The sequence below is a fragment of the Kineococcus sp. GCM10028916 genome (assembly GCF_042674865.1).
In the GTDB taxonomy this organism is placed as follows: domain Bacteria; phylum Actinomycetota; class Actinomycetes; order Actinomycetales; family Kineococcaceae; genus Kineococcus.
The window spans coordinates 145,800-167,893 of sequence record NZ_JBHTFM010000016.1 but is presented as its reverse complement, the minus strand read 5'-3'; the positions used below and the strand labels follow the sequence as shown (position 1 = coordinate 167,893).

At 72.7% G+C, this 22,094-nt stretch carries 21 protein-coding genes; 11 read left to right on the top strand and 10 right to left on the bottom strand.

Annotation, left to right across the window (positions count from 1 at the left end; genetic code table 11):
• Positions 1 to 22: 22 nt before the first annotated feature.
• From ACFQ46_RS14605 to glnA, 3 genes are all read right to left on the bottom strand, one after another.
• Positions 23 to 829 carry a right-handed parallel beta-helix repeat-containing protein gene (locus ACFQ46_RS14605; RefSeq protein ID WP_380260128.1) on the bottom strand — a complete coding sequence of 269 codons (807 nt, stop codon included), beginning with the start codon at positions 827 to 829 and terminating at the stop codon, positions 23 to 25.
• A gap of 77 nt (positions 830 to 906) precedes the next feature.
• Positions 907 to 1,800: a discoidin domain-containing protein gene (locus ACFQ46_RS14600; protein WP_380260127.1), complete on the bottom strand. Its 894-nt coding sequence runs from the start codon at positions 1,798 to 1,800 to the stop codon at positions 907 to 909.
• 224 nt (positions 1,801 to 2,024) lie between these two features.
• Entirely contained in the window at positions 2,025 to 3,449 is a 1,425-nt protein-coding gene (gene glnA / locus ACFQ46_RS14595; RefSeq protein ID WP_380260126.1) for a type I glutamate--ammonia ligase, read from the bottom strand.
• 162 nt (positions 3,450 to 3,611) lie between these two features.
• Here glnA and ACFQ46_RS14590 point away from each other — a divergent pair, with 162 nt between their 5' ends.
• Entirely contained in the window at positions 3,612 to 4,028 is a 417-nt protein-coding gene (locus tag ACFQ46_RS14590) for an RDD family protein (protein WP_328295595.1), read from the top strand.
• A gap of 89 nt (positions 4,029 to 4,117) precedes the next feature.
• Here ACFQ46_RS14590 and ACFQ46_RS14585 read toward each other — a convergent pair whose 3' ends face one another.
• The 3 genes from ACFQ46_RS14585 to ACFQ46_RS14575 are packed head-to-tail and all read right to left on the bottom strand — an operon-like array spanning position 4,118 to position 7,286.
• Positions 4,118 to 4,849 carry a DUF4191 domain-containing protein gene (locus ACFQ46_RS14585; RefSeq protein ID WP_380260125.1) on the bottom strand — a complete coding sequence of 244 codons (732 nt, stop codon included), beginning with the start codon at positions 4,847 to 4,849 and terminating at the stop codon, positions 4,118 to 4,120.
• Positions 4,850 to 4,886: 37 nt separating this feature from the next.
• A complete protein-coding gene (gene lipA, locus ACFQ46_RS14580) occupies positions 4,887 to 5,888 on the bottom strand; it encodes a lipoyl synthase (RefSeq protein ID WP_328295597.1) in 1,002 nt (333 codons plus the stop codon).
• 21 nt (positions 5,889 to 5,909) lie between these two features.
• Positions 5,910 to 7,286, bottom strand: coding sequence for a serine hydrolase domain-containing protein (locus ACFQ46_RS14575; RefSeq protein WP_380260124.1), 1,377 nt, complete (start codon positions 7,284 to 7,286; stop codon positions 5,910 to 5,912).
• 50 nt (positions 7,287 to 7,336) lie between these two features.
• Here ACFQ46_RS14575 and ACFQ46_RS14570 point away from each other — a divergent pair, with 50 nt between their 5' ends.
• Both ACFQ46_RS14570 and ACFQ46_RS14565 read left to right on the top strand, forming a co-directional pair.
• Positions 7,337 to 8,269 carry an LLM class F420-dependent oxidoreductase gene (locus tag ACFQ46_RS14570; protein WP_380260123.1) on the top strand — a complete coding sequence of 311 codons (933 nt, stop codon included), beginning with the start codon at positions 7,337 to 7,339 and terminating at the stop codon, positions 8,267 to 8,269.
• A 163-nt stretch (positions 8,270 to 8,432) separates the two neighbouring features.
• The gene (locus ACFQ46_RS14565) at positions 8,433 to 9,323 is read left to right on the top strand and encodes a glycosyltransferase family 2 protein (RefSeq protein ID WP_380260122.1); all 891 of its coding nucleotides are present in this window, start codon (positions 8,433 to 8,435) and stop codon (positions 9,321 to 9,323) included.
• Positions 9,324 to 9,366: 43 nt separating this feature from the next.
• Here ACFQ46_RS14565 and lipB read toward each other — a convergent pair whose 3' ends face one another.
• Complete coding sequence (gene lipB / locus ACFQ46_RS14560) at positions 9,367 to 10,014, bottom strand: lipoyl(octanoyl) transferase LipB (protein ID WP_380260437.1); 648 nt, start codon at positions 10,012 to 10,014, stop codon at positions 9,367 to 9,369.
• 95 nt (positions 10,015 to 10,109) lie between these two features.
• On the opposite strand from lipB, the gene ACFQ46_RS14555 reads away from it, so the two are divergent.
• From ACFQ46_RS14555 to ACFQ46_RS14545, 3 genes are read left to right on the top strand one after another with little or no spacing between them, the layout of a single operon-like run.
• Positions 10,110 to 11,492: an amidohydrolase family protein gene (locus ACFQ46_RS14555; protein WP_380260121.1), complete on the top strand. Its 1,383-nt coding sequence runs from the start codon at positions 10,110 to 10,112 to the stop codon at positions 11,490 to 11,492.
• Positions 11,489 to 11,998 carry a nucleoside deaminase gene (locus tag ACFQ46_RS14550; protein ID WP_380260120.1) on the top strand — a complete coding sequence of 170 codons (510 nt, stop codon included), beginning with the start codon at positions 11,489 to 11,491 and terminating at the stop codon, positions 11,996 to 11,998. The genes ACFQ46_RS14555 and ACFQ46_RS14550 overlap by 4 nt, the downstream gene beginning before the upstream one ends.
• Positions 11,999 to 12,005: 7 nt before the next feature.
• Complete coding sequence (locus tag ACFQ46_RS14545) at positions 12,006 to 13,532, top strand: PucR family transcriptional regulator (RefSeq protein ID WP_380260119.1); 1,527 nt, start codon at positions 12,006 to 12,008, stop codon at positions 13,530 to 13,532.
• 192 nt (positions 13,533 to 13,724) lie between these two features.
• Here ACFQ46_RS14545 and ACFQ46_RS14540 read toward each other — a convergent pair whose 3' ends face one another.
• The gene (locus tag ACFQ46_RS14540; RefSeq protein WP_380260118.1) at positions 13,725 to 14,234 is read right to left on the bottom strand and encodes a hypothetical protein; all 510 of its coding nucleotides are present in this window, start codon (positions 14,232 to 14,234) and stop codon (positions 13,725 to 13,727) included.
• A gap of 116 nt (positions 14,235 to 14,350) precedes the next feature.
• Here ACFQ46_RS14540 and ACFQ46_RS14535 point away from each other — a divergent pair, with 116 nt between their 5' ends.
• Genes ACFQ46_RS14535 through ACFQ46_RS14515 form a run of 5 tightly spaced genes read left to right on the top strand, consistent with a single transcriptional unit; the run spans position 14,351 to position 19,940 of the window.
• Positions 14,351 to 15,841 carry an aldehyde dehydrogenase family protein gene (locus tag ACFQ46_RS14535; RefSeq protein ID WP_380260117.1) on the top strand — a complete coding sequence of 497 codons (1,491 nt, stop codon included), beginning with the start codon at positions 14,351 to 14,353 and terminating at the stop codon, positions 15,839 to 15,841.
• On the top strand, positions 15,838 to 17,271 hold the full coding sequence (locus ACFQ46_RS14530; protein ID WP_380260116.1) for an NtaA/DmoA family FMN-dependent monooxygenase: 1,434 nt from the start codon (positions 15,838 to 15,840) through the stop codon (positions 17,269 to 17,271). The genes ACFQ46_RS14535 and ACFQ46_RS14530 overlap by 4 nt, the downstream gene beginning before the upstream one ends.
• Complete coding sequence (locus ACFQ46_RS14525; protein WP_380260115.1) at positions 17,268 to 17,768, top strand: thiamine pyrophosphate-binding protein; 501 nt, start codon at positions 17,268 to 17,270, stop codon at positions 17,766 to 17,768. The genes ACFQ46_RS14530 and ACFQ46_RS14525 overlap by 4 nt, the downstream gene beginning before the upstream one ends.
• Complete coding sequence (locus ACFQ46_RS14520) at positions 17,765 to 18,397, top strand: thiamine pyrophosphate-dependent enzyme (protein ID WP_380260114.1); 633 nt, start codon at positions 17,765 to 17,767, stop codon at positions 18,395 to 18,397. The genes ACFQ46_RS14525 and ACFQ46_RS14520 overlap by 4 nt, the downstream gene beginning before the upstream one ends.
• A 1-nt stretch (position 18,398) precedes the next feature.
• Positions 18,399 to 19,940, top strand: a complete 1,542-nt coding sequence (locus ACFQ46_RS14515) for a GMC family oxidoreductase (RefSeq protein WP_380260113.1) — start codon at positions 18,399 to 18,401, stop codon at positions 19,938 to 19,940.
• Positions 19,941 to 19,983: 43 nt separating this feature from the next.
• Here ACFQ46_RS14515 and ACFQ46_RS14510 read toward each other — a convergent pair whose 3' ends face one another.
• Complete coding sequence (locus ACFQ46_RS14510) at positions 19,984 to 20,712, bottom strand: Type 1 glutamine amidotransferase-like domain-containing protein (RefSeq protein WP_380260112.1); 729 nt, start codon at positions 20,710 to 20,712, stop codon at positions 19,984 to 19,986.
• Complete coding sequence (locus tag ACFQ46_RS14505; RefSeq protein WP_380260111.1) at positions 20,702 to 22,057, bottom strand: NAD(P)/FAD-dependent oxidoreductase; 1,356 nt, start codon at positions 22,055 to 22,057, stop codon at positions 20,702 to 20,704. Before ACFQ46_RS14505 ends, ACFQ46_RS14510 begins: the two co-directional genes overlap by 11 nt.
• Between the last annotated feature and the right edge of the window lie 37 nt (positions 22,058 to 22,094).

Genomic DNA, 22,094 nt, shown 5'->3' with positions numbered 1-22,094 from the left:
GGGGCGGGGAACGGTCGCGACCTCAGGGGCAGGGCACGGAGGCGGGAGCCGAGCGCCCGTCGAGGAAGCGCGTGCAGGAGAAGGCGATCTGACGGGTCGCCAGGGCGGGATCCACGACCTGCACGTCGTTGTGGACGAAGAGGCTCCCCGCCACCGACGAACCGGTGCACCCGCTCACGCGCACCGCGGTCCCGCTGTCGAGGACGACCGAGCGCCGTACGTGCAGCGTCCCGGCGTCGCAGTCCAGCGCCCACTGGTTGCTGCGGACCGTGGAGTCCGTGATGCGTACCTCGCCACCGTCGTAGGCGGAGACCGCGGTCGGGTTGCGGGCCAGGTCGGAGCCCTCGACCGAGACGACGCCGTCACCTTCGGCGAGGACGCCCCGGGAGTTGGCTCGCACCTGCGAGTCGCGCAGGACCGCCTCGCCGTCGCTGTCGATCCCGGTGATGTTGCGCAGCAACGTGACCCGCTCGACGGTCGCCGAGGCGCCGCCCAGCACGGAGATCCCCTCGCCGAAGGCGGTGACGGTCCCGCCACGCACGACGACGTCACGTCCCTGGACGAGGACCCCGGACCAGCCGCCGCCGACGATGCGGTGCCCCGCCAGGTCGAGGACGACGCCGTTCCCTCGGACGACGAGTCCGTTCCCCGCGTCGGGACAGACCAGGTCCTCGGTCAGCGTGGTGTCGACGGTGAGTCCGGCGCCGCAGGTCAGGTGGGCGGCTGCGTGGGCCGGAGCCGCCGAGAGGGACAGCGCCCCGAGGGCGAGGACGAAACCCGCGGTCCGCAGGCTCCGGGTCCGAGAACCCTGGCCGGTGCGTCGTCGCACGGTGTCCCACCTCCACGTCGCAGCGTTGTGAGTACTGACAGTACCCACAACACCACACGCCGTGGAGTTCTACGAGATCAGGCGTTGACGAACTGCACGTCGCTGATGGCCGTGCGGTCGAAGCGCCCACCCGCGCCCGGCCGGGTCACGGAGTCGACGGTGAGGGCCACGGAACTCGCCTCCACCGCGGGGACCGGCACGCGTTGCAGGGTGCGGTCGCCGTCGCGCAACTGTTGCTGCACCGTCACGGGTCCGGTCGGGGTTGTGAGCGTCCAGGTCACCGCGAGGACGCGCCGACCCTGCGTGTAGCGGTCGGTACCGTCGTGGGGGTCGACCTTCGCGAAGCCGTTCACCAGCCCGACCTCGGTGATGCGCACGGGGGAGTCGAAGGCGAACTCCAGCGTCGAACCCGAGGCGTTGCCCTCGGTGCGCCACGCCGTGCTCGGGTCGCCGTCCAGGACGTTCGCGGCCCGGTAGGTGGTCGTGCGTCCGGCGGAGTCCGCGGAGTCCGGTGACGTGCTCGGTGCGGTGACCTCCGCCGGCACGAGCACACCGGTGGGGTACTGGACGGTGGGGGTGGCCTCGGCCGTCGTGGGGGGAGCGCTCACCGGCACCGGGTCCGTGGAGGGGGTGGCCGCGGGGGTGGAGGCGGCAGCGGAGCGCGTCGGCGAAGCCTGCACCGTCGTCGTGGTGTCCTCGTCGGGTTTCAGCAGCCACCACGCGGCGATCCCCACGGCCGCGACGAGGGCGACGGAGAACACCGCGATGATCTGCCCGGACTGGCGCCGGGAAGGACCCCGACCCTGGGACCGGGCGGCCCGGCGCGTCGGGTCCGGTCGGTGGACGACCTCGAGCCGGTCCGGCGCGGCCGCCCCGACGGCCCCGTCGCGCGGGGATCCGCACGTCCAGCAGAAGGTGTCGGCCTCACGCATGCCTGCGCGGCAGGCCGGGCAGATGGTCGTCGTCGGCACGTCGGAAAACCCCCGTCCTTGGGTGTTCTGGGCAACTGGCACGGCGACGTCCTGTCCCCGGGAGATCACAAGATACCCCCGGCCAGGGTCCAGGGTCAGCCCCCGGGCCGGGGTGGTCGCCGAGGACGGCCGGGGTGGAGCGGAACGGACGGAGCCCCCGTCCCGACGCGGTCGGCGTCGGGACGGGGGCTCCGGGAACTCACTGCGAGATCGTGGTCCGAGGATCAGATGTCGTAGTAGAGCTCGAACTCGTGCGGGTGCGGACGCAACCGGATCGGGTCGATCTCGTTGGTGCGCTTGTAGTCGATCCACGTCTCGATGAGGTCGGGCGTGAACACGCCGCCCTCGAGGAGGTACTCGTGGTCGGCTTCGAGCGCGTCGAGCACGGAACCCAGGTCGTAGGGGACCGTCTTGATGTTCGCGTGCTCCTCGGGCGGGAGCTCGTAGAGGTCCTTGTCGACCGGGTCGGCCGGTTCGATGCGGTTCTTGATGCCGTCGAGGCCGGCCATCAGCTGCGCTGCGAACGCCAGGTACGGGTTCGCCGACGGGTCCGGCACGCGGAACTCGATGCGCTTGGCCTTGGGCGAGTTCCCCGTGATCGGGATGCGGATGCAGGCCGAGCGGTTGCGGGCCGAGTACACCAGGTTCACCGGCGCCTCGTAGCCCGGGACCAGGCGGTGGTAGGAGTTCACCGTCGGGTTGGTGAAGGCCAGCAGCGACGGCGCGTGGTGCAGCAGACCGCCGATGTACCAGCGCGCGAGGTCGGAGAGACCGCCGTAGCCCTTCTCGTCGTAGAAGAGGGGCTCGCCGTCCTTCCAGAGCGACTGGTGGCAGTGCATGCCGGAACCGTTGTCACCGAACAGCGGCTTGGGCATGAAGGTCACGGTGTGACCGTTGCGCAGCGCCACGTTCTTGATGATGTACTTGAAGAGCAGCAGCTGGTCGCCGGCGTTCTTCAGGGTGTCGAACCGGTAGTTGATCTCGGCCTGGCCGGCGGTGCCCACCTCGTGGTGCGCGCGCTCGACGCTGAGACCGGCCTTCTCCAGCTCCACGACCATCTCGTCCCGCAGGTCCGAGAAGTGGTCGATCGGCGCGACGGGGAAGTAGCCACCCTTGTACCGGGTCTTGTACCCGAGGTTGCCACCCTCCTCCTTGCGACCGGTGTTCCACGCGGCCTCGATGGAGTCGATGTGGTAGTACGACTCGCGCTGGTTCGTCTCGAAGCGCACGTCGTCGAAGATGTAGAACTCGGCCTCGGGGCCGAAGAAGACGGTGTCGGCGATGCCGGTCGTCTTCAGGTACGCCTCGGCCTTGGCCGCGACGTTGCGCGGGTCCCGGCTGTACGCCTCGTTCGTGAACGGGTCCACGATCGAGTGGTTGATGACGAGGGTCTTCTCCTTGCGGAACGGGTCCAGGAAGGCCGACGTCGGGTCCGCGATGAGCTTCATGTCCGACTCGTGGATGGCCTGGAAGCCGCGGATCGAGGACCCGTCGAACATCTGGCCCTCGGAGAGCGCGTCGAGGTCGAGCGTCTTCGCGGGGATGGTGAAGTGCTGCATCACGCCCGGCAGGTCGCAGAACCGGATGTCGACGAACTTCACGTCCTCGCTCGCGATGTAGTCGAGGACCTCTTGGGCGTTGCTGAACATCCAACCTCCAGAAACGGATCCGGCCCGGATGTCGAGCCGCCGCGGACGCGCTGACCGTAGGGGCACGATGTTTCGTGCTTGTTACGACCGCGTTTCCGGCAGCTTACCCAGGTCGTGGAGGTGGGGACAGGGAGACCCGCCGGGTCCACGTACGCTGGCCGGGTGGCCGAGCGATCGATCGAGAACACGCCCCCGCAACCCGCCGGGGTCCGGCTCGGACTGCCCGTCGAGGGCCGCGGCTCCGTGGCCGGCTGGGGACGTCGCTTCCTCGGGGTGCTCGTCGACTGGGTGATCGCGAGCCTCATCGCCCGCGCCTTCCTCACGTCCCTGGGGGCCCAGTTCGGCCCGCTCCTGGTCTTCTTCGTCATGCACCTGCTGCTGGTGTCCACGATCGGGATGACTATCGGCCACGCCGTGGTCGGGATCGCGGTGCGGCGCCTGGACGGGCGTCCCGTCGGCTTCGTCGCTGGCTTCGCCCGCGCCCTGCTGCTGAGCATCGTCATACCCGCGGTCATCACCGACCCCGACCGCCGCGGGCTGCACGACAAGGCCGCCCAGGTGGTCGTCGTGCGGCGCTGACCGCCCCGCGCACGACGAAGCCCGCCGCTCTGCGCGACCTCGACGGTCGGGCGAACGGCGGGCTTCCCCGTCGCGGTGCGGGTGGGCGGTCAGCGACCGCGCATGGCCCGACGGTCCGGGCGGGCGCGCATCGGGTCGATGCCCTTGGGCACCGGGGGACGGATGCCGCCGAGGGCCTTGAGGCGCTTCTGCACGGTGGCCACCTCGTCCTTGGTCAGCTGCGGCTTGAGGCGCTGGACGCGCGACGCCAGCTTGCGCAGCGGCACCTCGTTCTCACCGCCACCGTCGCCGACGGTGAACAGGTGCACCGGGACGTTCGGCGCGATCCGGTTGACCTTGCGGCGTTCGGCCTCGAGCAGCTTCTTGACCCGGGTCGGCGGGCCGTCCCCGACGAGGACGATCCCGGCGCGACCGGTCGCGCGGAAGACCATGTCCTGGCTGCGGGCCTCGGCGGCGACGGGTTCCTGCTCGATCGTCCAGCCGCGGCGGATGGAGCTCAGGGCCGCGCCGGCGGCACCCTTCTGCCCGTCGAGGTTCATGTAGGCGGCGCGTTCGGCGCGCCGGCCGAGCAGGAACATCGCGAGCAGGACGCCGATCATGACGCCGAGGATCGTGAAGTAGATCGGGTGGTCCACGAGCAGGCCCAGGACGAGACCCACCACGATCGGCCCCAGCAGGGCCGCCAGCAGCACCCACTTCGCGCCCGGGTCGACCCGGACGGTCATGTCGTAGACCTGCTTCAGCTGGCGGGTCCGGGCGAACCGCTGCTTCTTCGGCTTCTGTGCCGGGGTCGCGCCCGCAGGCTTCTCACGTCGTGCCATGCGGGCAAGGATACGGCCCCGGCCGGGGAGCCCGGGATCAGCGCGCGAGCAGGCTGGAGGCCTCCTGTGCGGCAGGGCTCTCCTTGTCCAGGTGGGCCAGCTGCTCGGGGAGGGCGACACCGCGCTTCTTCATCGCCTGCGCCCACAGGCGGCCCGCCCGGTAGGACGAGCGCACCAGCGGACCGGCCATGACCCCGGAGAAGCCGAGGCGCTCGGCCGCCTCGGAGAACTCCACGAACTTCTCCGGCTTCACCCACCGCGCCACGGGGTGGTGGCGCGGGGTCGGCCGCAGGTACTGGGTGATGGTGATGATGTCGCAGCCCGCACCGTGCAGGTCGGCGAGCGCCTCGAGGACCTCCTCGTCGGTCTCACCCATGCCGAGGATGAGGTTCGACTTCGTCACCAGGCCGGCGTCGCGGCCCTGGGTGATGACGTCGAGGGAACGGTCGTAGCGGAACGCCGGGCGGATGCTCTTGAAGATGCGCGGGACGGTCTCGACGTTGTGCGCGAACACCTCGGGCCGGGCGTCGAACACCTGCTGGAGCAGGTCCGGGCGGCCGTTGAAGTCCGGGACGAGGATCTCCACGCCCGTGCCCTCGTTGTGCGCGTGGGTCTGGCGGATCGTCTCGGCGTAGAGCCACGCGCCGCCGTCGGCCAGGTCGTCACGGGCGACGCCGGTGATCGTGGCGTAGCGCAGCCCCATCGTCGCGATCGACTCCGCGACGCGGCGCGGTTCGTCGCGGTCCAGCGGCGAGGGCTTGCCGGTGTCGATCTGGCAGAAGTCGCAGCGCCGGGTGCACTCGGAGCCCCCGATGAGGAAGGTGGCCTCGCGGTCCTCCCAGCACTCGTAGATGTTGGGGCAGCCCGCCTCCTCGCACACCGTGTGCAGTCCGCCGGACTTCACCAGGCCCTTGAGCTCGGTGTACTCCGGACCGGTGCGGGCCTTCGTGCGGATCCACGACGGCTTCCGCTCGATCGGCGTCTCGGCGTTGCGCGCTTCGATGCGCAGCATCCGCCGTCCTTCCGGTGCGAGAGTCACGCCCACCAGCCTACGTCGGCCTCACCCGCGAGGCGCCCACCCCCGGGGGTCGACCCCGCCGGGGACGTCGGCCCCGGGGTCGTAGGGGGTGCGGGTGAGGCGGAAGCTGGCCAGGTCCAGGTGGCCGACGGCGCCGTCGGCCCCGCGGACCGGACGCAGCAGTTCGCCCGCGTAGTAGTTGTCCAGCCCGCGCCAGGTCCCGGGTTCGCCGGCGGGGACGAAGCGGGACGCCCGCCCGCGCCCGGTCATGCCCCCCAGCTCGAAGCCGTCGCTCGTGGCGCGGACCAGCAGCGGCGTGGGTCCCCAGTACCAGGGCCCGACGAGCTCGAGGACGTCGGCGGGGACCTCCCGCGGGACCCACGGTGCGGGGGAGAGCGGTTCCTGCGTCGCGAGGGTCGACAGCAACCGGCTCGGCAGGTCCCCGAACCCCGACGTCGAGTTCGTCAGGGCGATGACCGCGTCCCCGGTCTCGACGTCGACGCGCAGCATGGCCACGAACCCCGGCATCGACCCGGAGTGGCCGGCGTGGCGGCGGCCCTCGACGTTCCAGAGCTGCAACCCCAGGCCGTAGCCGACCGACCAGGGGCCCCCGCGGGCGTCGTCGACGCTCTGCGGTTCCCACATCGCCTCGACGGTGTCGCGCCGCAGCACCGGCGAGGTGCCGGCGACGACGCCCGCCCAGCGCGCGAGGTCGGCGACCGTCGACCAGATCTGCCCGGCGGGGGCCATCGCGCCGGCGTCGTGCTCGGGTTCGGGCAGGACGACGTCGGCCCACGGGTGCACGGCCAGACCGCGGGCGGCGGGGGCCTGCGGGCGCATCGAGGTGCGCGACATGCCGAGGGGGACGAGGAACTGGGTCGCGACGACGTCGCGCCACGTGCTGTCGCGGACCCGTCCCACGAGCTCGCCGAGGACGCCGAAACCGACGTTGGAGTAGTGGAAGCGGGTGCCCGGGCGGTGCCGCACGGCGGAGGCGCCGAGGATCGGGAGGAGGGAGTCCCAGTCGCCGCCCTCCGTGCGCTCCCACCAGGGCCCGTCGGTCTCGGCCTGCACGCCGCCGGCCTGGCCGAGCAGCTGGCCGACGCTCACCCGTCCCACACCGTCGGTGAGCTCGGGCAGGTGCGCGCGCACCGGGTCCTCGAGACCGACGAGACCGTCCTCGACGGCGCGCATCACCGCCGCCGCGACGAACGTCTTCGAGATCGACCCGACCCGGTACTGGGTGTCCCGTGCGCCCAGGGGGGCCTCGACCCCGGTGCTCCCGGCGGCGCCGCTCCAGACCAGGCTCCCGCCGCGCACGAGACCGGCCACCACCGAGGGCAACCGGGAACTGCTCTGCTCACGGGCGAGCAGGTGCTCGAGGGTGCGGGTGGTGCCCGGCAGCAACGTGACGTCCATGCTCCGACCCTGCCAGAGCTCGGCTCCGGGCCACCCGGCAGGATCGGGGCGTGGACCTGCGCATCTTCACCGAACCCCAGCAAGGCGCCAGCTACGAGGACCTGCGACGGGTGGCCGTGGCCGCCGAGCAGACCGGCTTCTCGGCGTTCTTCCGTTCCGACCACTACCTGACGATGGGCGGCTCCGGCCTGCCCGGTCCGACCGACGCGTGGACGACGCTGGCCGCACTGGCCCGCGACACCACCTCGATCCGCCTGGGCACGCTCGTCAGCTCCGCGACCTTCCGCCACCCCGGGGTGCTGGGCATCCAGGTGGCCCAGGTCGACGAGATGTCCGGCGGCCGTGTCGAACTCGGCCTCGGGACCGGGTGGTACGAGGAGGAGCACACCGCCTACGGCATCCCGTTCCCCTCGTTGAAGGAACGCTTCGACCGCTTCGCCGAGCAGCTCGCCCTCATCACCGGGTCCTGGGCGACGCCCGTGGGGGAGACGTTCGACTTCGCCGGTGAGCACTACCGGCTGACGGGCTCGCCGGCGCTGCCCAAACCCGTCCAGTCGCCGCCGCCCATCATCGTCGGCGGGGCCGGGAAGAAGCGCGGTGCGGCGCTGGCGGCGCAGTACGCGGCCGAGTTCAACTCCGGGTTCTCCTCGCCGGCCGACACGGCCGCCGCCTTCGGCCGGGTGCGCGAGGCGTGCTCGCTCGTGGGGCGCGACCCCGCCTCGCTGGCCTACTCCTCCGCCCTCGTCGTGTGCTGCGGCCGGGACGAGGAGGAGGTGGCCCGCCGGGCGCGGCGCATCGGCTCGGAGGGCCGCGACCCCGACGAACTGCGGCAGAACGGGCTCGCCGGAACGCCCGCGGAGGTCGTCGACGCGATCGGTCGCTACGCCGAGGCCGGGGTCGAACGGATCTACCTGCAGATCTGGGACCTGGACGACCTCGACCACCTCGAGCTCATCGCCGCCGAGGTCGCACCCCAGCTCTGACCCCCCGGTGTCGTCCCTCCCCCACACGGCGGGAGGGATGACGCACGGTCCGCCCGGGGTGACGGTGTCACCCCAGGTGAGAGTTGTGGTGGCGGTCCCGGCCGGTGCACCCTCGCAGCAGTCGACACCGAGTTCCGGGGTCGGGTCACGGTGGGAGGGCACAGTGCGGGAGCACGAACGTGCGGATGCGCCCACGGTCAGCGTCGGCGTCCCCGTCTACAACGGCGAGGCGTACCTCGAGCAGACCCTCGAGGCCCTGCTGGACCAGTCGTACACCGACTTCGAGCTCATCGTCTGCGACAACGCCTCGACCGACCGCACGCGCGAGATCGCGGAGGGGTTCGCCGCCCGCGACGACCGCGTCCGCTACCTGCGCAACCCGAGGAACATCGGTCTCGCGAAGAACTTCAACCGGGTGTTCCAGCTCTCCCGCGGGAAGTACTTCCGCTGGGCGATGGCCGACGACCTCGTCGACCGCACCAACCTCGCGGACTGCGTCGCCGCCCTCGAGGCGGATCCCGGGGTGGTGCTCGCCGTGCCGACCTGGGACCTCATCGACGCCGAGGGGCGCCCCGCCCGCGGTGGCCGGGAACTGGCCTCGTTCAGCTGGGACGAGGACCCGGGTCGCCGGATGGCGCAGTTCCTCGACATGATCAACGGCCGCTCCTCGATCGCGGTGCTGGCCTACCTGTCCGGGCTGATCCGCAGCGAGGCCGTCTGGGGGACCGACCAGCTCGGCAGCTACCCGTGCTCGGACCAGGTCCTCCTCGGGCAACTGCTGCTGCGTGGCCGGTTCGTGGAGGTGGCGACCCCGTCCCTGCACGTCCGGTTGCACGAGGCCTCGGCCGGTCACGGGATCGGCACCGGTGACTACGCCGCCGTCCACCGCACGTTCTTCCCCGACAACCCGCCGGCGAACCTGTTGCGCTGGAGGGCGACCCGCTACCGCAAGATGTGGGACGTCCTGCGCGACGCCGCGAGCTCGTCCTCGCAGCGTCTCGCGCTGCAGGCCCGCTACGCCAAGGGTTCGGCCATCCAGCTGCTCCCCATCTGAGCCCCGGTCCGAGCCCCCGGTCCGAGCCCGTCGCCGGGGTCCCTCAGCCGGGGAGGTGTGCGGCGGGGAGGAGTTCCTCGACGACGTCCGCGGCGTCGAGGACGCCGACGCGGCGCCCCGACCGGGCGCTCAGCGACGCTGCCCCGGCGTCGGGCAGACCGCAGGGGACGATGTGGCTGAAACCCCGCAGGTCGGTGTCGCAGTTCAGGGCGAAACCGTGCATCGTCACCCCCTTCGCGACCCGCACCCCGATCGCGGCGAGCTTGCCCTCCGAACGCCACCCGGGAGCCAGCGGTTCGGCTCCCGTCCAGACGCCGGTGCGGTCCACCACGCGGTAGCCCTCGACACCGAACCGCGCGGAGACCGCGATGAGGAGTTCCTCGAGGCGGCGCACGTACCCCACGACGTCCAGCGCCCCGTGCAGCCGCACGATCGGGTACCCCACGAGTTGTCCCGGTCCGTGCCAGGTGATCCGCCCACCGCGGTCGACGTCGACGACGGGGGTTCCGTCGTCGGGGCGTTCCCAGGAGTTCGTCCGCTTGCCGGCGGTGTAGACGGGGGCGTGCTCCAGCAGGAGGACGGTGTCCGGTCGATCACCCGCGACGACCTCGGCGTGCCGGGTCCGCTGCAGGTCCCAGGCTTCGCGGTAGTCGACCGGGTGCGACCCCAGGGCGACCCGCTCGACCTGCAGCGCCGCCACCCCGAGCTCCGGTCCCCGCACCGGGCCAGCGTACGACGCGCGGTCCCGGGGTCCCCGCCCGCCGGCGGTTCTGGGACCCTGTGCCCGTGCCCCTCACCACCACCTACACCGCCGACGTCGTGGTGCCGCTCGCGGGCGCCGGTCTCGAGCGGCACCGCATCCTCGCCCCCGGGGCCGTTGCCGTCAGCGGCCGGACGATCGTGGCGGTCGGGACGCCCGAGGACGTGCAGGCCGCTCACCCCGACGCCACGGTGGAGCACCTGCCCGGTCGGGTCCTCATGCCCGGTCTGGTCAACGCCCACCACCACTCCGGTCTGCTGCGCGGTACCGCCGAGCACCTGCCGGTCTGGGAGTGGCTCCGGCTGCACATCGACCCGATGCACCGGGTGCTGCGCCCCGAGGAGGCCGAGGCGGCCGCGTGGCTCTGCTACGCCGAGGGCCTGCTCTCCGGCACGACGACCGTCGTCGACATGTGGCGCTACCTCGACGGCGCCGCCCGGGCCGCCACGCAGCTGGGGAACCGCCTCGTCACCGTGAACTACGTCGGGGCCCACCCCGAGCACGACTACTTCGACACCCTCGACGACAACGAGCGCATGCTGCGCGAGTGGGCCGGTGCCGCCGACGGCCGCATCGTGCCGTGGGTCGGTCTCGAACACCCCTTCTACGCCGACGAGGCCGGTCAGCGCCGCGCCATCGCCCTGGCCAACGAGTACGGCACGGGGCTCTACACGCACTGCTCCGAGGCGGAGGTCGAGATCGAGCAGTTCCAGCAGCGCTACGGCGCCCGGCCGGTGCACGCCCTCGACCGGTTGGGTTTCTTCGACACCCCGCGCACGGTCCTGGCCCACGCCGTCTGGCTGGACCCGTCCGAGATCGAACTCCTCGCCGCCCGCGGTGGTGGCGTCTCGCACAACCCGGTCAGCAACATGAAGCTCGCGAGCGGTTTCGCCCCCGTCGCCGAACTCCTCGAGGCGGGGGTGGCCGTCGGGATCGGCAGCGACGGCGAGAAGGAGAACAACAACCTCGACCTGTTCGAGGAGATGAAGGTGGCGTCCCTGCTCGGGAAGCTGCGCACGCTCGACGCGGCGGCCATGGACTCCTGGCAGGTCCTCGAGATGGCGACCCGCGGCGGTGCCCGCGCCATGGGGCTCGACGAGACCACGGGATCGCTGGAACCGGGCAAGCAGGCCGACGTCATCGCCGTGCGCCTCGACACCCCGCGGATGACGCCGCTGTTCACCGCGGGTCCCTACACCAACGTCCACCACAACCTCGTCCACGCCGTCCGGGGGTCCGACGTCGACCTGACGATGGTCGCCGGGGAGGTCGTCGTCCGCGGCGGGGAACTCCTCACGGCGGACCTGCACGAGGTCATCGCCCGGGCGAACACCGCCGTCCCCGGACTCTTCGCCCGCCGCAGCGCCTGGCTCGCGGAGAACGGCGAGCCGGAAGGAGTCGTGCCGTGAGCACCGCTGCTCCTGGGACCCCCGAGACCCCGGTCACCGGGACCGACCTCGCGCGTCTGCGCGACGCCATCGCGGTGTCGCGCCGGGCCCGCGAGAACGGCCAGCACCCCTTCGGGGCCGTGCTCGTCGACCCGTCCGGAGCCGTCGTCCTGGAGTCGGAGAACAGCGTCCCCGCCGACGGCGACTGCACCGCGCACGCCGAGCTGAAGCTCGCCCGCGCCGCGTTCCAGGCCTTCGGCTCCGCCGCGCTGGCGGAGTTCACGCTCTACACCAGCGCCGAGGCCTGCGCGATGTGCTCCGGGGCGATCTACTGGTCGGGCATCGGCCGGGTCGTGCACGCCCTGAGCGAGGCGCGGCTGGGCGAACTCACCGGGGACCACGAAGAGAACCCGACCATGGCCCTCTCCAGCGCCGCCGTGCTCAACGCCGGGCAGCGTGTCGTGCGCGTGGCCGGCCCGGCGCTCGCCGACGAGGCCGCCGCGGTGCACGAGGGTTTCTGGGTCTGAGCCTCCCGTGAAGCTGTCGGAGCTGGTCGGGGTACGCGCCCTCGGGCTGCGCGTCGTCGTCGGCGGCGGCACCGCGGGAGAACTCCCGGTCACCGGCGCGTTCATCACCGACCTGCCCGATCCGTCGCGGTTCCTCGGTCCGGGGACCGTCGTCCTCTCCAACGGTCTCTGGGTGGAACGCCCCGACGGCGTGGAGCGGTTCGTCCGCGCCCTGGTGGGCGCCCGCGCGACCGCACTGGTCCTGGGGCTGGTGGAACTCGGGGAGGTCCCGCCCGAACTCGTCGAGGTCGCCCGGCGCGAGGGGCTCGTCGTCGCGACCCTGCCCGAGGGCGCCTCCTTCGGTTCCGTCGTGCAGGCCGTCGTCGAGGGGGTCGGCGGTCCACCGGCGGCGACGTCGCCCGCGGCGGAACTCGCGGCGCGGATCCAGCAGACCGTCGCGGACGGGGCGCTGGACGGGGGACTGGCCCTCGTGCGGGACCGGTTCGGGGTGGACTGCTGGGTGGTCGACGACGACGGCACCGTGCCGGTGGTCGCGGGTGACCTCGACGCCGGGCTCGTCGTCGCCGTCTGGGCCGGGAAGGCCCCGTCCGTCGGAGTGACGTCGTGGCCGCTCGGGCCGCCGCGCTCGCGGGCCCGGCTGGTGGCCCACCACCCCGGTGCGGACCTCGTCCCGGAGGCGGCCCGGGCCTTCGACACGCTCGCCGCGGTGCTCCGCCCGGAACTGCGCTTCGCCCACCGGTCCCGCACGGCGCGCTGGGAGCGGACCTCCGGGCTCCTCGCCGCCGCCACCGACGAGTCCCTGCCCCGGGGGGAGGTCGCCGCGCTGTCCCGGCTGGCCGCGCTCGACCCGCAGGAACCTCTGCGGGTCCTGCTCGCCCGCACCTCCGGAGCGGAGTTCCCGGTCGAGGCCCTCGTCGAACTGCTGGGACGGGTCGGTGCGGGCGACGGTGTGCGGATCGCCGTCGGGCTGCACGCGGGCACCGCCACCGCCGTGCTCTCGGAACCTCCCGCCGCACCCGGCCTGGGGGTGCGCCTGACGCAGGCGCTGCCCGAACCCCTCGACCTGCTCGGCGGGCGGACCCTCGTCGTGGCCACCAGCGACCCGGTGACCGGGGTCGGGGGGTTGGCGAGCGCGCTGGCCGTCGCCACCGAGCGCCTCGGGGAGTTCGACGCCCGCCCCGGGCCGGTGGACGGAACCGTCGTGCTGCTGGACTCCTCGGCCGGCGGCGACCACCGGTCGCTGCTGCGGATGCTCCCCGCCTCCGCCCGGGCGGCCTTCGCCGTGGGCGTCCTGGGCGAGCTCGAGGACTACGACCGCCGCCACGGCGCCGACCTGGTGAGCACCGTGCAGGTCTTCCTCGACCACGGCGGGTCCTGGCAGGACGCCGCCCGGGCGCTGCACGTGCACCCCAACACCCTGCGCTACCGCATCGCCCGGATCGAGGAGGTCACCGGCCGCGACCTCTCCACGATCCGGGACCGCGTCGACGTGTTCCTGGCGCTGCAGTGCCGTCCTGCCCCCGGGGACGGCTGAACTCCGCACGCGGCTCGTCGCAACGCCGACGAAACACCGCGGAAACCTGGTGGTCGCAGGCACCGGGAGGGTGGGCCCGTGGCCCGGTGGTTTCGTCCGATCGCACGTGGCCGAACCCGCGTGCCGGGGAGTTCACTGGTGGTACCCCCACCCGTGGACAGGAGCACCGTGTCGAACAGCCCGACGTCGCCCTCAGGTCGTGGTGCCGTCGTCGGTCCCGCCACTCGTCCCGTCCGTGGTCCCGTCGGTGGTCCCGTCCAGCTGCCCGCCCGAGCTGTCGCTCAGGTCCGGCGGTGCACCGAACTGACCGGTGGAACCGTCGAGCTGTCCGGGGAACTGCCCGGTCGTGCCGGGGAGGAGCTGGCCCGTCTGCGACGTCGCCACACCGCCCGCGTTCGCGTGCCCGATGGCGTAGCCGCCCGCCCCGCCGCCGAGGAGGAGGACCAGTCCGGCACCGGTGAGCGCGAACGGCATCCAGCGCCTGCGACGGGTGGGGGCCGCGCCGCCGGGAGCGAGCGGCGTCGCGGCCCAGTAGCTCTGCGGCCAGACCGGCGCGGTCGAGGGACCGGTCGAGGGACCGGTCGCGGCCAGGGCGGGGGAGCCGGTGAAACCGATCGGGCTCGTACCGCTGGGGACCACGGTGCCCTCGACGGGCTGGTCGCGGCGGTGGTCGTCCTGCGGGCCACCGGGGGTGTGGTTCATCGCGCGTCCTCCTCGGATCGGGTGAGAACCCCACTGTGGGCGGCCTCCCCCCGAGAACACCCTGGCGCGACTGTGCGTGCTCTGTGCTTCTCCGTCCCCCTCCGGAAGGACCGTCCGTGACCGTTCCCGCCCCCGGTACCCGCACCCGGGAGTTCCTCGACCGATCTCCGCACGGACTGCTCATCGACGGCGCCTTCTGGCCCGCGGCCGACGGCCGGACGTTCAGCACGACGGACCCCGCCACCGGTGCGGTCCTGGGAGAGCTCGCGCGGGCCGGTGCCGGCGACGTCGACGCCGCCGTGGCCGCGGCCCGCACCGCGCTGGAGGGAGCGGCCTGGACCGGGACGACCCCGGCCGAGCGCGCCAAGCTGTTGTGGCGCCTCGCCGACCTCCTGGAGGCCGACCTCCAGCAGCTCGCCGAGCTGGAGGTCCTCGACCAGGGCAAGAACCTGCGCACCGCGCGGTTCGGGGAGGTGCCCGCCGCGATCAACCAGTTCCGCTACTACTCCGGCTGGGCCACGAAGATCCTCGGCCAGACGATCCCCACCTCGCTCTCGCGCACCCCCGTCGGGCGCGAGGTCCTCGCCTACACCCGCCGCGAACCGGTGGGCGTCGTCGCGGCCATCGTGCCGTGGAACTCACCGCTGCTCATGGCGAGCATGAAACTGGCGCCCGCGCTGGCCGCCGGCTGCACCGTGGTCCTCAAACCCGCCGAGAACACCCCGCTCACCGCGGTGCGCCTCGCGGAGCTCGTCCTCGAGGCCGGGTTCCCGGCCGGTGTCGTCAACGTCCTCACCGGCTACGGGCACGAGGCGGGCCAGGCGCTGGCCGGGCACCCCGGCGTCGACAAGGTGGCCTTCACCGGGTCCACCGCCGTCGGCAAGCGGCTGCTCCGTGCCGCCGAGGGGAACCTCAAACGCCTCACCCTGGAACTCGGCGGCAAGTCACCCGCCATCGTGCTGCCCGACGCCGACCTCACCGAGGCGGTCGAAGGGATCTCCCGCGGCATCTTCGACAACGGCGGCCAGGTCTGCGTCGCGAGTTCCCGGGTCTACGCCCACCGCGACGTGCACGACCGGCTCGTCGAGGGGATGGCCGCGTTCGGCCGGGGGTTGCGGCTGGGGCACGGCCTCGACCCCGAGGCCGACCTCGGGCCGCTGGTCAGCACCGCTCAGGCCGAACGCGTCGAGGGCTACCTGCGCGAGGACGGTCTCGAGGTCGTCAGCGGCGGACGGCGCAGCGGCGCGCTCGGGACGTTCGTGGAACCCACCGTCGTGACCGGCGTCGCGCAGGACCACCGGATCGTGCGCGAGGAGGTCTTCGGGCCCGTCGTCACCGTCACGCCCTACGACGACCTCGACGAGGTCCTCGCCTGGGCCAACGACAGCCGCTACGGCCTCGCCGCCAGCGTGTGGACGCAGGGTTTCAGCTCCGCGCACCGGGTGGCGCACCGGATCCGGTCCGGGACGGTCTGGATCAACTGCCACTCCTACCTCGGCCCCGAACTGCCCAAGGGCGGGCACAAGGAGTCCGGCTGGGGGTACGAGAACGGGCCGCAGGGCCTGGAGAACTACCTGGAGACCAAGACCGTGGTGGGGCTGCTGTGACCCCGCGACGCAAGCGCATCGCCCTCGGGGTGTTCGAGATGATCAACCCCAGCAACGGCATGCCGACCTGGACCCACCCGGGCGGTCGCGGTGACGACTGGGACGACCTGGGCTACTGGATCCGGCTCGCCCGGACGCTGGACCGGGCGGGGTTCGACTTCCTCTTCTTCGCCGACACCTACGGCTACCCGACGATCGAGGGATCGCTGCCTGCGGAGGTCGCGGCGCACGGCCTGCAGTTCCCCGCGCTCGACGCCATGCTCGCGATCCCGGCGCTGGCGATGGCGACGGAGCGGCTGGGTTTCGTCGTGACCTCCCCGACGACGGTCGAGCACCCCTACGCGACGGCCCGGCGGTTCGCGTCACTGGACCACTACACCCGCGGGCGGATCGGCTGGAACGTCGTGACCGGCTCGTCGCAGTCCACGACGGACGGGTTGTTCGGCGTGGCCGCGTCGGGGACGCACGACTCGCGCTACGACGTCGCCGACGAGTTCGTCGACGTGTGCCTGCAGTTGTGGCAGGGCGGCTGGGAGGACGGTGCGGAACTCCGGGACCGTGGCGCCAACGTGTACGCCGACCCGGCCCGGCTGCACCGCACCGAGCACTCCGGGAACGCGTTCCGGGTGTCGGGGCAGTTCGCCGTCGCCCCCTCCGCGCAGCGCACCCCCGTCCTGTTCCAGGCCGGGACCTCGGCCCGCGGCCGGGCGTTCGCCGCGCGCAACGCCGAGGCCGTCCTCATCCAGGGCCAGACGATCGCGCAGGCCGGGGCGCACGTCGCCGACATCCGCGCCCAGGCCGTCCGGCACGGTCGGCGGCCCGACGATGTGAAGGTCGTCACCGGGGTGACCGTGACCGTGGCGGAGAACTCCGCCGCCGCGCGGGAGAAGCGCGCCGAGCTCGACGCCTGCTTCGCCGTGCGGGACGCGGCCGTCGTGTTCGCCGGTTTCACCGGCCTCGACCTCCGCGAGGTCGACCCCACGACCCCGCTGACGGCGTTGCCGCCCAGCGACTCCGGGCAGACCCTGGTCAACCGCTTCGTCCGGCCCGGCGAACCCGTCCCGACCGTCGGGCACGTCCTCGACGACTTCCGGCGGAAGGCGATCCGCGGGTTCCAGGTCACCGGTTCCCCCACGGAGGTCGCCGACGAGCTGACCGCCATCGTCACCGGCAGCGACGTCGACGGGTTGATGCTCGAACCGACGTTCGGCGGGCAGGAGTGCTACGAGGAGTTCATCGAGCTCGTCCAGCCGTTGCTGCGCGACCGCGGTCTGCTCGGCGAGTCTTCCGGCCCCACGACGACAGGAGCCTCCGGTCCCACGCTCCGCGAGAGGCTGTCCGGTCGTCCCGGTGGCCGGCTCGCACCGACCCACCCGGGGAGCCGGTTCTCGCTCCCCGGCCCCCCGAAGACCGAGGAGACGAGCGCATGACCCCCGAAGCCGTCGAGGCGGTGATCGCCGGGCTGAAGAAGGCCGGCGTCAGCGTCGTCGCGTACCTGCCCGACTCCCTGCTCAAGGAGCTCTACCCGGCCCTGGACGCCGACCCGGACATCCGGACCATCCAGGTGACCAACGAGGGGGAGGGGGCCGCGATCTGCGGCGGGGTGTTCCTCTCCGGCAAGCGCGCCGCCCTGGTCATGGAGAACTCCGGGCTGCGGGCCGCGACGGAGCACCTCGCGCGGATGGGCCTCGGTGCCGGGATCCCCGTCATCATGCTCATGAGCTACCGCGGGGAACTCGGCGAGAACAACTGGTGGGCCATCCCGCACGGGATCACCATGGAACCGCTGCTCGACGCCCTGCGCACCCCCTACCGGATCGTGCGGGAGGTCGGCGAGATCGAACGCGCGATCACCGACTCCTACGACTGGTCCTACAACGCCTACTACCACTCGGCCGTCGTGCTGGGCGGAGGGATCGTCCGATGAGCGCCACGACGACGGCCAAGATGTCCCGCTACCAGTGCATGGCCCGGCTGGGTGCCCGCCTGCAGGACGAACTCGTCGTCCTGTCCCTCGGTGGGGCGGTCGACGAGTGGTACGACGCGGCCCCGCACATGCGCAGCGCCAGCCTCTTCCAGCAGCAGCTCGGGTGCGTCACCCCCGAGGCGTTCGGCCTCGCCGTCGGGCTGCCGCACCGGCGGGTCGTGTCCCTGGACACCGATGGGGGGTTGCTGTTCAACCTCGGCATCCTCGCCACCCTGGGCAACGAGCAGCCGAAGAACCTCTTCGTCGTGGTGTGGGACAACGAGCAGTACCAGTCCATCGGCGGTCCGAGGACGCACACCGCCAGCGGTCGCGTGGACCTCGCCGCGATCGCCCGCGGGTGCGGGGTGGAGAAGGCGTTCGTCACCAGCGACCTCGACGAGTTCGACGCCCACTGCGCCGCGGGACTCGCGGCCGACGAACCCTACGTGCTCGTCGCCAAGACCGACGGGATCCTGCAACCGGGGATCAAGCGCAAGCACTCCGACGGCCGGGAGGACAAGTACGTCTTCGTCCGCCACGTCGAGGCGACCGAGGGCATCACCATCATGGGCCCGAGCGAGCACAACTGAGATGACCTACGACTACGTGGTGGTCGGTGGCGGCGCGGCCGGCTGCGTCCTGGCGAACCGGTTGTCGGCCGACCCGGCTTCCCGGGTGCTGCTGCTGGAGACCGGCCCCGACCACCGCGGGCTGGCCGACGTCCTCGACGCCGGTCGCTGGGTGTCCTTGCTCGGTGGGGACCTGGACCACCGCCACGTCCACGCGCCCACCGACCTCGTCGACGGGCGGACGATCCCGATCCCGCGCGGCCGGGTGCTCGGCGGGTCCTCCAGCATCAACGCGATGCTCTGGTACCGCGGGCACCCGAGCGACTACGACGACTGGGAACGTCGCGGAGCGAGCGGCTGGAACTGGGCGTCGCTGTTGCCGTACTTCAGGCGCAGCGAGGACTGGGAGGGCGGGGCGAGCGAGTTCCGCGGAGCCGGTGGCCCGGTGCGGATCGAGACCTCGAAGGACCCGCACCCCGTCGCGTCGGCGCTGCTGAGCGGTGCGGGCGAACTCGGGCTGCCCGTGATCGAGGACGCCAACGCCGCCGACAACCTCGGGGCGTCGCTGGCGAACTTCAACGCCCGCCGCCGCGCGGACGGTGTCCTGGAACGCTGGAGCACGGCGCGGGGCTACCTCGAACCGGCGCTGGAGCGGCCGAACCTGCACGTGCTCACCGGCTCCCCGGTGCACCGCGTCGTGTTCGAGGGCCTGCGCGCCGTCGGGGTGGAGCACGTCGTGGACGGTGGACTGCGGACGACCCGGGCGGAGCGGGTGGTGCTGTCCGCCGGTGCCCTGGAGACCCCGCGGCTGCTCTCGCTGTCCGGGATCGGGGACCCCGCGGAACTGTCCCGGCTCGGGCTCGCGACGCGGGTCGCGCTGCCGGGGGTGGGGGACCGCTACGCCGACCACCCGCTGCTCATGGGCATGGTGTTCCGGGCCCGCGAACCGCTGGGCCCGGTGCGGGACAACGGAGGTGGCACGATGCTGAACTGGCGCAGTTCCGTGGCCGGGGTGGGCCCGGACCTGCACGCGTTCGTCGTGCAGGGGCCGCACGCCGGTCCCGAGGTGCGCGCCGCCCACGACGTGTCCGGCGACGTCTTCGCCGTGTCGCCCGGGCTGATGGGCTCGCGCAGCACCGGTGCGGTGCGGCTGACCTCGGCGGAGCCCGGCGCTCCGCTGCACGTCCAGCCGAACTACCTCGCCGAACCCGACGACCTGCAGGCGCTGGTCGAGTCGATCGACACCGTCTTCGACCTGATGGCGACCTCGGGGTACCGGGCGCTGAGTTCCGGAGCGGCGGCGCCGGACCGTCGCCCGCGCGACCGGGCGGAGGCCGTGGCCTTCGTGCGCCGCAGCGTCGACACGTTCTTCCACTCCAGCGGCACCGCCGCGATGGGGACCGACGAGCGGTCGGTGGTCGGGCCGGACCTCGCGGTGCACGGGGTGGAGGGGTTGTTCGTCTGCGACGCGTCGGTGTTCCCGTCGATCCCGACCTGCAACACCCAGGCCCCCGTCGTCGCCGTCGCCGAACGCGCCGCGGACCTGTTCATCGCCCGTCCCTGACCCGCGCTCCTGCGGGGAGACCCGGCGAGATCGCGGGTGGGGGTCAGAGGGGGCGGGGGTCGACGCGGGTCTCGACGACGCCGTCCTCGCCCCGCCGGACGATGTAGGCGCCCTTGCCGGGGACCTCGGTGACGGCCTCGACGAGTTCGGTGTCCTGGTAGACCAGTCCCACTCCGTCGTCGCTGCAGTGCGTCTCGCCCAGGACCCCGGAACCCACGAGTTCGTGGACCAGCGGACGTCGACGGGCCTCGGAGTCGTAGTGGACGCCGTTGCCGTAGGGGAGCAGGTCCAGTCCGTTCGTCACGGCGCGCAGTTCCGTCCCGAAGGAGTCGGTCGTGCCGCCCTGGAACCAGCAGATCGACCCCGCGCTCACCCCGCCGAGGACGACCCCCGCCTGCCACGCGGCGCGGAACGCCTCGTCGAGCTCGTGGACGCGCCAGACGGCGAGGAGGTTCGCGACCGAACCCCCGCCGACCCAGACGACGTCGGAACCCAGCAACTGCGCGGCCGGGTCCTCCACGCTGGGCATCGGGAACAGGTCGAGCACGGTGGTGGAGAACCCGGCCCGTTCACCGGCGGCGTGCACCTCGGCGGCCCAGGTCCGCTGGTCGCCACCGGCGGTGCCCAGGTAGGTGAGCCGGGGACGCCGGCTCGTGGGGACCTTCGCGAGGTCCACGGCGAGGTGCGCCGTTCCCGCCCAGTCCAGCCCGCCGCGCTCACGGCGGGTGAAACCGCCCGACGTCGCGACGATGGTCGGGCGGTCAGCCGGCACGGCGGATCCCGTTGCGGCCGAACACACTCGACACCACGGCGTCCGCGGCGCGCCGACCGGACACGAGCGCGCCCTGCAGGGAGGAGTTCTCGCGGTGGTCCCCGGCGACGAACACGCCGTCGCCCACCTCGACCGGCTGCGGCCCCTCGAAGGGCGGCGCGACCACGGGCAGCGCGTGCGGGATGGAGTGCGCGGTGACCAGCGCCCAGGCACCGGTGTTCACGCCGTAGACCCGGCCGAGCTGCTCGCGGACGCGCTGCTCCGTCTCGGCGCTGGTGTCGGTACCGAGGGTCTGGGCGCTGACGAGCGCGCGGTGGTCGCTGCCGGCCAGCACGTAGCCGGGGGCCACCGACGACACGACGGCGGAGTTCACGACGGGGCCCGACCGGTCGCCGTCGAGGTGCAGCAGCTTCTCCCGCGACTGCGGCGCGGGGGAGGTCGCGGCGGCGAACCAGAACGTCGACAGCCCGTTGCTGTCGGGCACCGAGAGTTCGGGGACCAGGTGGGCGGCGGTGTGCGCGTCGGTCGCGACGACGATCCGCTCGCAGTTCACCCCGCCCGCCACGGTCTGGACGACCAGCGAACGCGGTGCGAGACCGATGTGGCGCACCTCCGTCCCGAGGACGACCGACCCGGCGGGGAGCCCGGCCGCCAGCTGGTCGGGGACCGCCTGCATGCCCCGGGCGGGCAGGCCCGGGGTCCCGCGCAGGAAGCTCCGGACGAGCAGGTCGACGAAGCGGCGCGACGTGGTCCCGTCGACCTCGCCCAGCACCCCCGCCAGGAACGGCTCGAGGATCGACCAGCGCAGTTCGCCGTGGACGTCGGCCGCGTCCAGCGCGTCCGACCAGCCCGTGTCGGGGTCCTTGAGGTCGCCGGCGGAGGTGACCTTCAGGACCCAGCGCGCGAGGGCGGCCTTCTCCTTCACCGAACCGAGCGGGAAGCGCAGGGCGTCCAGCACGGCCGTCGGGTGGCGCCGGGGGTCGCGCAGCGTGCTGACCCGGCCACCGCGGTGCACGGCGACTCCGGCGTCGAAGGACTGCAGGTCGAGGGCGTCCACGTCGAGGACCTTCGGGACCTCGGGGTAGGCGGGGTTCAGCAGCTGGAACCCGCGGTCGACGCGGAAGCTGCCCACCGTCTCCGTGCGCACCCGGCCACCGACGGCGTCGGCGGAGTCCACCACCATCACGTCGAGCCCGGCGGCGCTGAGGTGCTTGGCGCACGCGAGGCCGGCGAGCCCGGCGCCGATGACGACGACCTCGGCCGAGGAGCGCAGCCCCGAGCCGTGCGGGGACTCCGTCCCGTACGGGCTGAGGGAGGAGGCATCGGAAGTGGTGCTGACGGTCACCCGCAGAGCCTATCGAGCCTGTGGACAACCGGCACGG